General features: G+C 71.6%; 10 protein-coding genes. 4 read left to right on the top strand and 6 right to left on the bottom strand.

Annotated elements, in window-relative coordinates; all coding sequences use genetic code 11:
• Positions 1-59 precede the first annotated feature (59 nt).
• Complete coding sequence (locus OHA73_RS36055; protein WP_327657233.1) at positions 60-1,250, top strand: saccharopine dehydrogenase family protein; 1,191 nt, start codon at positions 60-62, stop codon at positions 1,248-1,250.
• Here the strand turns inward: OHA73_RS36055 and OHA73_RS36050 are convergent.
• The gene (locus OHA73_RS36050) at positions 1,222-1,932 is read right to left on the bottom strand and encodes an endonuclease V (protein ID WP_327657232.1); all 711 of its coding nucleotides are present in this window, start codon (positions 1,930-1,932) and stop codon (positions 1,222-1,224) included. The genes OHA73_RS36055 and OHA73_RS36050 overlap by 29 nt on opposite strands.
• A gap of 51 nt (positions 1,933-1,983) precedes the next feature.
• Positions 1,984-3,474, bottom strand: a complete 1,491-nt coding sequence (locus OHA73_RS36045) for a long-chain-fatty-acid--CoA ligase (RefSeq protein WP_327657231.1) — start codon at positions 3,472-3,474, stop codon at positions 1,984-1,986.
• A 243-nt stretch (positions 3,475-3,717) separates the two neighbouring features.
• On the opposite strand from OHA73_RS36045, the gene OHA73_RS36040 reads away from it, so the two are divergent.
• Both OHA73_RS36040 and OHA73_RS36035 read left to right on the top strand, forming a co-directional pair.
• Positions 3,718-5,058 (top strand): MFS transporter, encoded by a 1,341-nt coding sequence (locus OHA73_RS36040; protein WP_327657230.1) that lies wholly within the window; start codon positions 3,718-3,720, stop codon positions 5,056-5,058.
• A 57-nt stretch (positions 5,059-5,115) separates the two neighbouring features.
• Positions 5,116-7,449, top strand: coding sequence for an arylsulfatase (locus tag OHA73_RS36035; RefSeq protein ID WP_327657229.1), 2,334 nt, complete (start codon positions 5,116-5,118; stop codon positions 7,447-7,449).
• A gap of 57 nt (positions 7,450-7,506) precedes the next feature.
• Here the strand turns inward: OHA73_RS36035 and OHA73_RS36030 are convergent, their stop codons facing one another.
• From OHA73_RS36030 to OHA73_RS36015, 4 genes are read right to left on the bottom strand one after another with little or no spacing between them, the layout of a single operon-like run.
• Positions 7,507-8,886 (bottom strand): DUF1254 domain-containing protein, encoded by a 1,380-nt coding sequence (locus tag OHA73_RS36030; protein WP_327657228.1) that lies wholly within the window; start codon positions 8,884-8,886, stop codon positions 7,507-7,509.
• 5 nt (positions 8,887-8,891) lie between these two features.
• Complete coding sequence (locus OHA73_RS36025) at positions 8,892-9,428, bottom strand: 2,4'-dihydroxyacetophenone dioxygenase family protein (protein WP_266715774.1); 537 nt, start codon at positions 9,426-9,428, stop codon at positions 8,892-8,894.
• A gap of 60 nt (positions 9,429-9,488) precedes the next feature.
• A complete protein-coding gene (locus OHA73_RS36020) occupies positions 9,489-10,577 on the bottom strand; it encodes a zinc-binding dehydrogenase (protein WP_267068445.1) in 1,089 nt (362 codons plus the stop codon).
• A 52-nt stretch (positions 10,578-10,629) separates the two neighbouring features.
• Positions 10,630-11,346, bottom strand: coding sequence for an SDR family NAD(P)-dependent oxidoreductase (locus OHA73_RS36015; protein ID WP_266715770.1), 717 nt, complete (start codon positions 11,344-11,346; stop codon positions 10,630-10,632).
• A gap of 107 nt (positions 11,347-11,453) precedes the next feature.
• Here OHA73_RS36015 and OHA73_RS36010 point away from each other — a divergent pair, with 107 nt between their 5' ends.
• Complete coding sequence (locus tag OHA73_RS36010; RefSeq protein WP_266715768.1) at positions 11,454-12,479, top strand: AraC family transcriptional regulator; 1,026 nt, start codon at positions 11,454-11,456, stop codon at positions 12,477-12,479.
• Positions 12,480-12,504: the final 25 nt, after the last annotated feature.

Here is a 12,504-nt window from a genome sequence, read left to right as displayed (position 1 = left end):
GACCTCGCTCCACCGTCCACGCTAGCCTCGGCCACCGACAACGGCACGCGACGCAGGTGATGGGTGGCATGAACGAGTCAAGCAGGACGTACGACGTGGTGCTGTTCGGGGCGACGGGGTTCGTGGGGGTGCTCACTGCCGAGTACCTCGCGGCCAACGCACCCGAGGGACTGCGGTGGGCGATCGCCGGGCGTGACACCACGAAGCTGGAGCGGCTGCGCGAGCGGCTGACCGAGATCAATCCGGAGTGCGCGGTGCTCCCGCTGATGCGCGTGGACGTCGCCGAGCGGGCGTCGGTGCGTGAACTGGCCGTCAACACACGGGTGGTGGCGACGACCGTGGGCCCGTACCTGGAGTACGGCGAGGGGCTCGTCGCCGCGTGCGCGAGCGCGGGCACCGACTACGTGGACCTCACTGGCGAGCCGGAGTTCGTGGACCTCATGTACGTCCGGCACGACGCCCTCGCACGCGACACCGGCGCCCGCATCGTGCACGCCTGCGGGTTCGATTCCATTCCGCACGACCTGGGCGCGTACTACACGGTCAAGCAGCTGCCGGAGGGCGTCCCGCTGCGCGTCGACGGCTTCGTGCGGTCGAACGCGACGCTCTCCGGCGGCACGTTCGCGTCCGCCCTGAACCAGTTCTCGCGGGCCCGGCAGATGCTCTCCGCGCAAGCGGAGCGGCGCCGCCACGAGCCCCGCCCGATCGACCGCACGGCATACGCGCCGACCGGCACCCCGCACTACGCCAAGGAGATCGGCGCGTGGGCCCTGCCGCTGCCGACGATCGACCCGCAGGTGGTGCAGCGCTCCGCGCGGGCCGTCGCGCGCTACGGCCCCGACTTCCGCTACCGGCACTACGCGGCCGTGAAGACGCTGCCGTTCGCGGTGGGTGGCGTGGTCGGCATGAGCACGCTGTTCGCCGCGGCCCAAGTGCCTCCGGTGCGGCGGTGGTTGAGCGGGCGGCTGAAGCCGGGTGACGGTCCCGACGAGGCGCGCCGGGCCAAGAGCTGGTTCTCGGTGCGGTTCGTGGGCGAGGGCGGCGGGCGCCGCGTCTACACGGAGGTGTCCGGCGGCGACCCCGGTTACGCGGAGACCGCGAAGATGCTCGCCGAGTCCGCGATCTGCCTCGTGCGCGACGAACTCCCGGACACCGCGGGGCAGGTGACCACCGTGGAGGCGATGGGCGACGCCCTCATCGAGCGGCTGACGAAGGCCGGGATCACGTTCCGGGTCGCGGCCGAGCGCTGACCTCGGCGAGCGCGTCCCGGCACAGACGGTCCGCCCGCCGTGTCGTCTCCGGGACGCGGTACTTCGGCGTGAGCGACAACGCGTGCGCACACGCGTTGTCGAGCGAGACCCGGTGACCCACGGACACGTACACCGGTTTCACACCGCCCTGGGTGCGCAGCGCGCGGCCGACCTCCTCGTCGCCGTCGAGCAGCGCCGCCGCGCTCCCCCGCTCCTCGCCCAACTCGCCGTGGGAGAAGACGAACGGGTTCTTCGCGACCCCCATGGTGGGCAGCCCGGTGAGCACGCCGAGGTGGCTCGCGAGGCCGAAGCGGCGCGGGTGCGCGAGCCCGTAGCCGTCGCAGACCACGAGGCCGGGGTCGGTGGTCAGCGCCTCCAGCGCGCCCACGACCGCCGGGATCTCGCGGAACGCCAACAGGCCCGGAACGTAAGGGAAGGCGACCTCCCCGACGGCCGTCGCCTCCTCGACCACGGCGAGCGTCGCCCCGTCCAGGACGACGGCGGCCGCGGCGACGACGCCCCGCTCGTCGTCGTAGGCGACGTCGATCCCGGTGACCGTCCCGGCGCCGGGCGGCGGCCCGGCCTCGTCCCGTACGACGCGGTCGCGCAGCGCGTCCTGCATGCCGCGCGCCGCGACCTCGTCCGCCGGCCAGCCGTCGGGGACCCCCGTGATCGTCACCATGCGTCGAGCCTAGAACAGGGCGCCGGCCGAACCTTCACGGCCGTCGACGCCCTACAGCACCGCGGGCAGCTCCCGCTTGAGGATCTTGCCGGTGGGGCCCTTGGGCAGAGCCTCCACGAGGCGCACGGTGCGCGGGTACTTGTACGCGGCCACCCGCTCCTTGGCGTAGTCCCGCAGTTCCTCCGCGGTGGCCGCCGTCCCCGGCTTGAGGGTCAGGACGGCGCAGATCTCCTCGCCGTGCAGCTCGTGCGGGAGGCCGATGACGGCGGCCTCGGCGACGGCCGGGTGCGTGTAGAGGACCTCTTCGATCTCGCGCGGGTAGACGTTGTAGCCGCCCCTGATGATCAGGTCCTTCTTGCGGTCGACGATGAAGTAGTGGCCGTCCTCGTCGCGGCGGGCGAGGTCGCCGGTGCGGAACCAGCCGTCGGTGAAGGCCGCGGCGTCGGCCTCGGGCCGGTTCCAGTAACCGCGCATGACGTTGGGGCCGAGGACCGCGATCTCGCCGACCTCGCCCTCGGTGACCTCCTTGCCCTCGTCGTCGAGCAGACGGACCTCGACACCGTCGACGGGGACGCCGATCGAGCCGGGCTTGCGGACGCCGTCGACCGCGCCGAGCGTGACGACGGGCGAGGTCTCGGAGAGTCCGTACCCCTCGACCACCGGGCAGCCGAACGCCGCTTCGAAGCGGTGCAGCACCTCGACCGGCATCGCCGAGCCGCCCGTCGCCGAGACCCGGACCGTGTCGACGGACGCCCCGCCGGCCGCGTCCGCCGCCGCGAGCAGCGCCACGAACATGGTCGGCACGCCCTCCATGACGGTGACCCGGTCGCGGGTCAGGATCCGCAGCGCCTTCGCTGCGTCGAAGCGGGGCAGCAGCGTCACACAGGCGCCGGTCAGGACGGCGGCGTTCAGGCCGCAGGTCTGGCCGAAGACGTGGAAGAACGGCAGACCGCCGAAGACGGTGTCGTCGCCGGTGATGCCGAGCAGCCGGGCGACGGTCGCGGTGTTGCTGCGCAGATTGCCGTGGGTGAGGACGGCGCCCTTGGGACGGCCGGTGGTGCCCGAGGTGTAGAGGATCACCGCGGCGTCGTCGTCCGCCCGGTCCACGACCGCGGAGTCCCCGTGCATGGCGTCGAGGGCGGCCGCGAAGTCCTCACCGGTCACGTCGGTGCACGTGATGCCCAACTCCTGCGCCGCGGCGGCCGCCTGGGGCAGCGACGGGCCGCCGGTGAGAATGGTCCGGGCCGCGCAGTCACCGGCGCTGTAGCCGATCTCCCCCGACTTCAGCAGCGGGTTCATCGGGACGACGACGGCGCCCGCGCGCAGCGCCCCGTAGTAGGCCACCGCGAAGTGCGGGACGTTGGGCAGCACGACCGCGACGCGGTCGCCCGGTCCGACGCCCCGGTCGGCGAGCCATGCGGCCACCCGCGCGCTCCGCTCGTCCAGCGTGCGGTAGTCGAGCACCTGCTCGTCGAGGCGGAGCGCGGGACGCTCGGGATGTGCCTCGGCGGTGCGCACCAGGTGGCGGGCGAGATTGGTCACCGTCGGCCTCTTTCCTGCGGGGTGTTCCGTACTTGGCAGGGCGTACGTTGCCGGGCACTTCCTGCCGCGTCTTGACGACGCGCGACAAAGTCCTGGTGAGACGCGTCACTGGCGCCGACAACTTGTCCCAGGACGACAGGTGCTTGACGTCACGTGACAAGGCGCGGGGGTGTCATCGGAGCGATCGTGTGGCACACGCCTGCTCCCAGGGCCTCACGGCCCCCGCGAAGAACGGTGCACGACATGGTCAACTCGCGGCCCCTGACCGCCCGCCGGATGGCCGGCTGGGGCGTCGGCGCCCTCGCGTCGAACGCCTTCAACACGCTGCCCGGCCTGCTGCTGCTCATCTACATGACGGACGCGCTCGGGGTTCCGCCGACGCTCGCCGGGCTCGTCGTCGCCGTGCCGAAGCTGTTCGACCTGGTGGCGAGCCCCTGGTTCGGCGCGGTCAGCGACCGTGAGGCGGCCCGCACCGGGCGCCGCCGCAGGCTGATGGCCTCGGGTGCGGTGATCCTGCCGTTCGCGTTCGTCGCCACCTTCAGCTCCCCGGTACGCGGCGATGCCGCCGCCCTGTGGGTGTTCGCCGCGTTCCTCGCCGCGTCCGCCGCCTACCTGTGCTTCCAGGTGCCGTTCACCGCGCTGCCCGCCGAGATGGCCGAGTCCGGTGAGGCACGGACCCGGCTGATGACCTGGCGGACGTTCTTCTTCACGCTCGGCATGCTGGTGGGCGGGGTCGCCGGACCGCTGCTCACGAAGGACGGCACCCCGGCCGCGTACCGGACCATGGCCGTGATCATCGGGGTGGTGCTGCTCATCGTGCTGCTCCTGCCGGTCGCCACCACGCGTGACGTGCGCTCGCGTCCCTCCGTCGACGTACGGTCCCTGCGCGAGGCCTTCCGTACGGCCAGGGACAACAAGCCGTTCGTGCTCCTGGCCGGCGTGCTGTTCCTGTACTTCGTGTTCACCGTCATGATGCTGACGGGCCTGCCCTACGTCGCCACGTACTTCCTCGGCGGCAAAGACCAACAGGCCACCGTCTTCCTGGTGTTCGCGCTCAGCTCCACGCTCGGCGTGCCCGTCGCGGGTGCCCTCGCGCGCCGCTGGGGCAATGTGCCGGTGCTGTTCGCCGGTCTCACGCTGTGGATCGCCGGCGGCCTCGCCCTGTACGTCGCCGTGGGCGCGAGCACGACGGCCGTCGTCGTGGCGAGCGTGCTGCCCGCGCTCGGCCAGTCCGCCGGCCTCGTCGCGATGTACGCGCTGCTCACCGACTGCATGGGCTACCAGGCCGAGCGCACGGGACAGGACAGCGCGGGCGTGCTGTCCGGCGTGTGGACCGCGGTCGACACGGCCGGGCACGCGCTCGGCCCGCTCTGCTACACGGTCGTCCTCTCGTTGACCGGCTACGCGTCCGCCACCCTCGACCATCCGGTGACCCAGTCGGCGACCGCCCTCGAAGGCCTGCGGCTCGGCTTCTCCGTCCTGCCCGGCCTGCTCCTGTTGACCACCGTTCCGCTGGTGCTGCGTTACCGCCGCGCCGTCGCGGGTCTGGCGAAGGCTCCAGACGTACGCCCCGCCGACGCCTGACCCGCGAGTCCCACCGCACCACCCGCACCACCCGCACATCCCGAAAGGACCACCCCCGTGGTGAACCCGGCCTACCGTGCCACCCTCCCGATCCAGCAGCCGAAGCGTCCGCACGCCACACCGATGGACGTGCGGGACGCGGCGCAGCCCGCGCCGCTGGATCGGATCCGCCCGCCGAAGGGCGCCCCCAACGTGCTGATGATCCTCGTCGACGACATGGGCTTCGGCGCCTCGTCCTCGTACGGCGGCCCGTGCTCCATGCCCACCGCCGAGCGGCTCGCGGAGGGTGGCCTGCGCCTCAACCGGTTCCACACCACGGCGATCTGCTCGCCCACCCGGGCCTCGCTGCTGACCGGCCGCAACCATCACACCGTCGGTGCCGCCGGCATCACCGAACTCGCCACCAGCCACGACGGATACACGTCCTCCCGGCCCGACTCCTGCGCCCCGATCCCTGAGATCCTGCGCCGCAACGGCTACAACACCTTCGCGTTCGGCAAGTGGCACCAGACTCCGGTCTGGGAGACCTCCCGCTCGGGCCCTTACGACCGCTGGCCGACCGGCGAGGGCTTCGAGCGCTTCTACGGCTTCATGGGCGCAGAGACCGACCAGTGGTATCCGAACCTGTACGAGGGCACCACCCCGATCGCCACCCCCACCGAGCCCGGCTACCACCTCAGCGAGGACCTCGCCGACCGGGCCATCGCCGACATCCGCGAACAGCAGGCCGTCACCCCCGACCAGCCGTTCTTCGGCTATCTCGCGTTCGGCGCCTGCCACTCACCGCTCCAGGCGCCGCAGGAGTACATCGACGCCTACCGCGGCGCCTTCGACCACGGCTGGGACGAGCAGCGCGAGCGGACGCTCGCGAAGATGAAGGACCTCGGCATCGTCCCCGAGGACTGCGACCTGAGCGCGCGGCCCGACGAGATCCAGGCCTGGGCCGACCAGTCCGAGGACGCGAAGCGGCTCTACACGCGGATGATGGAGGCGTACGCCGGCATGGCGACGCACACCGACGCGCAGGTCGGCCGGGTCGTGGACGCCCTGGAGGAGATGGGCCTGCTCGACGACACCCTGATCCTGTACGTGATGGGCGACAACGGCGCCAGCGCCGAGGCGGGTCCCGACGGCTGCGTCAACGAGTACGCGACGTACAACGTCGTCCCCGCGAGCGTGGAGTCGATGCTGGAGCGCGTCGACGAGCTCGGCGGCCCGAGCCTCTACAACCACTACCCGGTGGGCTGGGCGCACGCCATGAACACCCCGTACCAGTGGACGAAGCAGATGGCCTCCCACTGGGGCGGCACGCGCGTCGGCACGATCGTGCACTGGCCGGCCGGGATCACCCGACCCGGCGGTATCCGCGAGCAGTTCACGCACGTCAACGACATGGCGCCGACCCTCCTCGACCTGGCGGGCATCCCCGAGCCGACGTCGGTCAACGGCGTGGCACAGAAGCCCATGGAGGGCGTCTCGTTCGCGTACGCGCTGAACGACGCGGACGCTCCCGAGCGGCACACCACCCAGTACTTCGAGATCTTCGGCAACCGCGGCATCTACCACGACGGCTGGTCCGCCTGCACCAAGCACGAGGTGCCGTGGGAACTCGCTGGCGAGCAGCGGCCGTTCAGCGAGGACACCTGGGAGCTGTATGCGCCCGGCGACCACGCCCAGGCGCGCGACCTCGCCGGCGAGATGCCGGACAAGCTGGAGCGGCTCAAGGAGCTGTTCCTCATCGAGGGCGGCAAGTACAACGTCTTCCCGCTCGACGACCGCAAGGCGACCCGGGTCTTCAGCGAGGAGGTGGGCCGGCCCACGGTCGGCAGCACGACGTCGGTCTCCCTCTACCCGGGCATGCGCGCCCTGCACGAGTCGGTGCTGCCCTCCACCCGCAACCGCTCCTGGACGCTGACCGCGGACATCGAGGTGGCCGAGGAACCGGCGCGCGGCGTGATCGTGGCGCAGGGCAGCCGGTTCGCTGGCTGGGCGCTGTATCTGCGCGAGGGCGTGCCGGTGTTCCACTACAGCTGGGTGGACGTCGAGCGGTACGAGATCGCCGCGCCGGAGCGGCTGGCCCCGGGCCGGCACGAGCTGCGCTACCGCTTCACGTACGACGGCGGGGGCGTCGGCAAGGGCGGCCTCGGTGAGCTGTTCGTCGACGGCAAGCCGGCCGGTTCGACCCGCCTGGAGCACACGGTGCCGTTCATCTACCACATGACGGACGGCCTCGACATCGGCGAGGACAACGGCAACCCGGTCACCGGCGACTACGGCACGGACCGCGGCGTGTTCACCGGCGGCCGCATCCACAAGGCCGTCCTGGACAGCGGCGACGACGCGCACCGGGACCCGGTGGGCGAGGCGAAGGCCAAGGCCTCGCTCCAGTAGAGCGGCAACGGCAGAAGGCCCCGGGCGCGGAATTCGCACCCGGGGCCTTCTGCCGCCTCACACCTGACGCACCGGCGGCGGCGTCCAACTCCCGTCGGCAATAACGGACTTGGGCCAATAGGCACGCAGAGTCAGCTCGAACGCGCCGCGGGGAGCCGGCAGCCAGTTGGCCCGCTGCCCCTCGGCGGGCGGCTCGTGCTGGATGTGGAGCGTGAGCGAGCCGTCGGCCCCGTACGTCATGGACCCGCTCTTCGTTCCGAGCGAGTAGCGGCCGAGCTCGTTCGGGGCGAAGAAGTGCTCCGGGTTGTAGAGCGTCAGCGACCAGAAGCCGTCCACCGGCGGCACCTGCCCGGGCGGGAACGTGATCGTGTAGCGCTTGTCGCCGTCGAGGCGCCGGTCCTGGCTGTCGTACTCCAGGAAGAAGTAGCGGGTCTCCTCGGGCTGGTTGACGTACATGTTGGATTTCGCCGTCGCCGTGCGCGTCAGGTAGTCGAAGCCCCAGCGCGCCACGTTGAGCGGCGTGTTCCAACCCCCGTCCAGGCGTGTGCCGTTGGTACGGAAGTGGAAGAGCGGCGCGATGACCGCGGCCTCCGTCTCGACGGCGGCCTCCCGCGCCGCCGCCGCGACGTCGGGGTCGGAGTCGGCCGCGGCGAGCAGCGCCCGCATCATCGCGTACCGGGACTCCTCACCCGGCAGCGGCGGCACCCGGTCGAGGACGCCGGGCAGCTCGTCGAAGAACGTCTCCGGGTCGACCCACTGGCGCTCCCCCGCCGAGGTGTCCCCGCCGGGAAAGTGCGGGACCTTGCGCCAGTCCACGGTCCGCGGGCTGCCGGCGTGGGCGCTGAGCGGATGGATGACCATCTGGTTGAGGAGCGGCTGGACGGCTTCCAGGTCCTCGGGGGTGTCGTCCAGGAACACCCGGGGGCCCATGGCCACCAGCTCGGTGGGAGAGCGCAGCACTTCGGTGATGCCGCCGGGCACCTCGCCGTCCCAACGCGGGCCGACGACCAGGTAGTTGCCCGGCCCGGTGCCGTACTGGAGGCCGAGCCGGGAGAACTCCTCGCTGCGGGCGTCGTAGAGGGCGCAGACCCAGTAGCGGTCGCCGAAGTCCGGCACCTGGATGACGACCGGGTCGTCGTCCACCGCGCCGTAGCCGAAGCCGTAGACGACGTCCTGGTTGGGGTGGGCCACCCAGCGCTGCGACGGGTCGACGTACCCGGTCAGCATCGCCACATGGCCGATGGGGGCGGCCGGCAGGACGCCGTCCACGAGGCCGGGTTCCGGAGCCGCGGCGAAGGAGGCGCGGCGGTGGAAGGCGTTGACGATCGGCCAGCCCCACACATAGATGTCCCGCGCGAGCAGCCGCGCGAACTCCGGTGTCATCACCGTGCCCGGCGGCACCCCTCCCGCCTCGCGGGCGGCTCCGGTGGCACCCATGCGGCTCAGGCCTCCTTGGGGGTGGCGTAGCGGGCGGCGCCGCCCGTCAGGTAGTTGACGTCGAGGCCCTGCGCGGCGGCGAGCTGCTGGGTCAGGCCCTGGATGGTCACGGCGTCCAGGACGGAGTGGAACTGGCCCTCGTCCGTGAAGTTGATGTTGGCGCCGTAGACGACGTACAGGACGACGGTGTCCTCGGTGTTGTCCTCCGACGCGTACAGCTTGTGGACCGAGGCGCCGGGCTCGTACAGGTACGAGCCCTCGGTCTGCGGCTGGTCCGGGTACTCGCGGTAGGCCCAGGAGCCCTTGAGGGTGTAGGCGTGCACGGCGCCGGTGTGCAGGTGGATCGGCAGCTCGGCGCCGGGGGCGAAGTGGGCGAGCACGACCCAGACGCCGACCTCGGGGTCGAGGAAGAGCGGCTGGTAGTGGATGCCCGGGCCGAGCGAGTCCTTGATGACGGGGATGTCGTTGACGTTCAGCGTCAGCAGCTCGCCCTGCGGGAGCGACATGACGGGAAGCTTGGCGGCGGAAGGCTGGTCGGCCATCTGCTGTCTCCTCAATTCGTGTGGTGTGTACGGGTGTTGGGGTTGGTCGGTTGGGGTCGGTCAGAGTCCAGGGACGATGACGACCTTGGCGTCCTTCTCCGGGTCGGCGAGGCCCGCGCAGGCGGCCGGGACACCGGCGAGACCGACCCGGCCGGTGATGAGCGGCTCGGCGCGCAGCTCCCCGGCGGCGAGGTGGCCGAGGGTCTGCGCGAACTCCTCGACCGAGTAGTAGAGCGAGAAGACCAGGTCGATCTCCTTGAGCACTCCGAAGGTCGGCAGGAACGTGTCCTCGGCCATGCAGAGGCCTGCGACGACGACCCGCGAGCAGGCCGGGGCGCCGGCGAGCACCTGCTGGATGACGCCCGGTACGCCGACGCACTCGAAGACCACCGACGGGCGGAACGGCAGCTCGGGGAAGAGCGCGGTCTGCCGCCCGTAGCGGGCCTGGTCGTCGACGGCCGCGACCTCGTGCCACGAGTCGTACGGCGAGGTCTCGCGCGGGTCGACGACGATGTCGGCGCCCATCTCGGCGGCGAGCACGCGCCGCGCAGGGGAGAAGTCGGCGGCGATGATCGGTCCTACGCCGCGCATCTTCAGTACGGCGATGACGGCGAGGCCGATCGGGCCGCAGCCGATGACGACGGGGACGTCGTCCGCGCCGAGCGCGCCACGGTTCACGGCGTGCAGCGCGACGGCCAACGGCTCGGTGAGCGAGGCCACTTCGCTGGACAGGTGGTCGGGCACCGGCATCATCAGCGCCTCGGTGAGCACCATGTACTCGGCGTAGCCGCCGGGCGCCTCGACGCCGCCGAAGCCGAGGTTGACCGGGGCGGGGCGGGCGAGCATGGGCGGCGACACGACCCGCGCGCCGGGCTGGTGCGTGCCCTGCGTGCCCGGACCGTTCCGCACGACCTCGGCGCAGAACTCGTGGCCCATCACGACCGGCTTGGCCGGGTCGAGCAGGTCGGCGCCGGTCACGGCCTTCACACCGGCGGCGAGCGCGTGGCTGTGCGTCACGCAGTGCAGGTCCGAACCGCAGATGCCGTTGGCGAGCGTCTTGACCAGGACTTCGCCGGGGCCGGGTTCGGGGACGGGCACCTCGGCGAGTTCGAGCGCGTTGTCCTTCAGGATGACCGCTTGCATCGTCATGGGGTTCCTCATTCGACGGGACGGCAGGACGTGGACCGCAGCGGGACGCGGGTCAGCTCGCGCTGTATCCGCCGTCGACCGGGATGGTCACGCCGTTGATCAGGCGGGCGGCGGGCGAGGCCAGGAACAGGGCGGTGCCGGCCAGTTCCTCCGGTTCGCTGAGCTGCCCGCTCGGGATGCGGCTGACGATCGCCTGCGCCGCCTCGGGCAGGGCGTCGAGCGACTGCGTCATGGCGGTGCGGATCCAGCCCGGCGCGATGCCGTTGACGCGGATGCCGTCGGCGGCCCAGGCGAGCGCGAGGGTCTTCGTCAGCTGCACGACGGCGGCCTTCGCGGCGCCGTAGGCGGGCACCAGCGGGGAGCCGAAGTAGCTGTACATGGAGCCGACGTTGAGGACGCTGCCGCCGGAGGCCGCGAGCAGCGGGCGCAGCGCGGTCGCCATCGAGAACGAACCGGTGAGGTGGATGCCGATGACCTCCTCGAAGGTCGCCAGCTCGTACTCCTCCATGGGCACGGCGCGGCCCGCGCACTGCACCAGCACGTCGAGCCGGTCGAGGCCCTCGGCGAGAGCGGTGACGGCGTCGGCGTCGCGCACGTCGAGGACGCGGTCGTCGATGCCCTTGCGGGGCTCGGCCGGAACCGGTGAGACATCCGTGGCGATCACCTGTGCGCCGGCCTCCACGAACGCCGCGGCGATCGCGCCGCCGATGCCCCCACGGCCACCGGTGATGAGAACAGTCTTGCCTGACACGTCGAAGTCGACGGGCATCCGAGGGCTCCCTTGCTCCGGATCCGGAAAAGTGAATGGCCCCCAGCTTGCGACTCATTGCCCGTCACGTCTTGACGTCGGACGACAAGAATTTGACACTTGGCGACATGAGTTCGCTGATCCGTTCCAGTTCCCTCACCGGCTTTCCCGCGCTGGTGGGCTCGCTCGGCGGGCAGGCCGAACCGCTGCTGCGGCAGGCCGGCATCCGGCCCGAGGCGATCAGCGACCCGGACGACTACATCTCGTACCGCGCGCTGGTCACGGTCCTCGACCTCGCGGCCAGGCGGCACGACTGCCCCGACCTCGGGCTGCGGCTCTCCGCGCACCAGGGCCTGGACATCCTCGGCCCGGTCGGCGTCATCGCGCGGCACGCCACGTCGGTGGGCGACGCGCTGGACGGCATCGCCCGGTTCCTCTACCAGTACAGTCCGGCGATCGAGATCGCCGTGGAGACGGCGGGGGCGGAGACCGAGTACCACTTCCGCATCCGCCCGCGCGTGCTGCGCACGCTGATCGACGTGGCACAGATCGGCGAACTGTCCCTGGGCACCAGCCTGCAGATCTTCCGCATCCTGATCGGGCCGGAGTTCACGCCGTTCTCCGCGTCCCTCCTGCACCGGCCCGCGGCGCCCACGGCCACGTACGAGGACTACTTCGGCTGCCCGGTGGCGGTCGAGCAGGACCACTGGGGGTTCCGCTTCTCCTCCGGCGTGCTGAACCGCCCGGTCGAGGGCAGCGATCCGGCGGTGCGCAGGCTCGCCCTGGAGTATCTGAGCGGCATGGTCGGCGGCGCCCTCGGCAACGGACTGCCCGCCGAGGTGCGCAGCACGGTCAAGCGCGCGCTGCCCACCCGGCGGTTCAGCCTGGAGGACGTGGCGGACAGCTTCGCCCTCCACCCCCGCACTCTGCAACGGCAGTTGGCGGCGCACGGGACGACGTTCCAGGAGATCGTCGACGACGTGCGCCACGAACTCGCCGACCGGTATCTGCGCACGACGGCGATGCCGCTCGCCCAACTCGCCGACGTGCTCGGGTACAGCGAGCAGAGCAGCTTCAGCCGCTCCTGCCGCCGCTGGTTCGGCTGCTCGCCGCAGGCACAGCGAGCGGCCGCAAAGGGACAGACAGGGCTGTGAGTTGACGGGCTGTCAGTCACTGCGG

Source organism: Streptomyces sp. NBC_00483, assembly GCF_036013745.1.
In the GTDB taxonomy this organism is placed as follows: Bacteria; Actinomycetota; Actinomycetes; order Streptomycetales; family Streptomycetaceae; genus Streptomyces.
The sequence above is the reverse complement of the archived record's forward strand: the minus strand, read 5'-3'. Positions and strand labels throughout refer to the sequence as shown.

What these genes read in the sequence shown, in the direction of transcription:
- OHA73_RS36055 (WP_327657233.1), top strand. Translation starts at nt 60, where the DNA reads ATGGGTGGCATGAACGAGTCAAGCAGGACGTACGACGTGGTGCTGTTC.
- OHA73_RS36010 (WP_266715768.1), top strand. Translation starts at nt 11,454, where the DNA reads ATGAGTTCGCTGATCCGTTCCAGTTCCCTCACCGGCTTTCCCGCGCTG.
- OHA73_RS36025 (WP_266715774.1), bottom strand. Translation starts at nt 9,428, where the DNA reads ATGGCCGACCAGCCTTCCGCCGCCAAGCTTCCCGTCATGTCGCTCCCG.
- OHA73_RS36020 (WP_267068445.1), bottom strand. Translation starts at nt 10,577, where the DNA reads ATGACGATGCAAGCGGTCATCCTGAAGGACAACGCGCTCGAACTCGCC.
- OHA73_RS36050 (WP_327657232.1), bottom strand. Translation starts at nt 1,932, where the DNA reads ATGGTGACGATCACGGGGGTCCCCGACGGCTGGCCGGCGGACGAGGTC.
- OHA73_RS36015 (WP_266715770.1), bottom strand. Translation starts at nt 11,346, where the DNA reads ATGCCCGTCGACTTCGACGTGTCAGGCAAGACTGTTCTCATCACCGGT.
- OHA73_RS36040 (WP_327657230.1), top strand. Translation starts at nt 3,718, where the DNA reads ATGGTCAACTCGCGGCCCCTGACCGCCCGCCGGATGGCCGGCTGGGGC.
- OHA73_RS36030 (WP_327657228.1), bottom strand. Translation starts at nt 8,886, where the DNA reads ATGGGTGCCACCGGAGCCGCCCGCGAGGCGGGAGGGGTGCCGCCGGGC.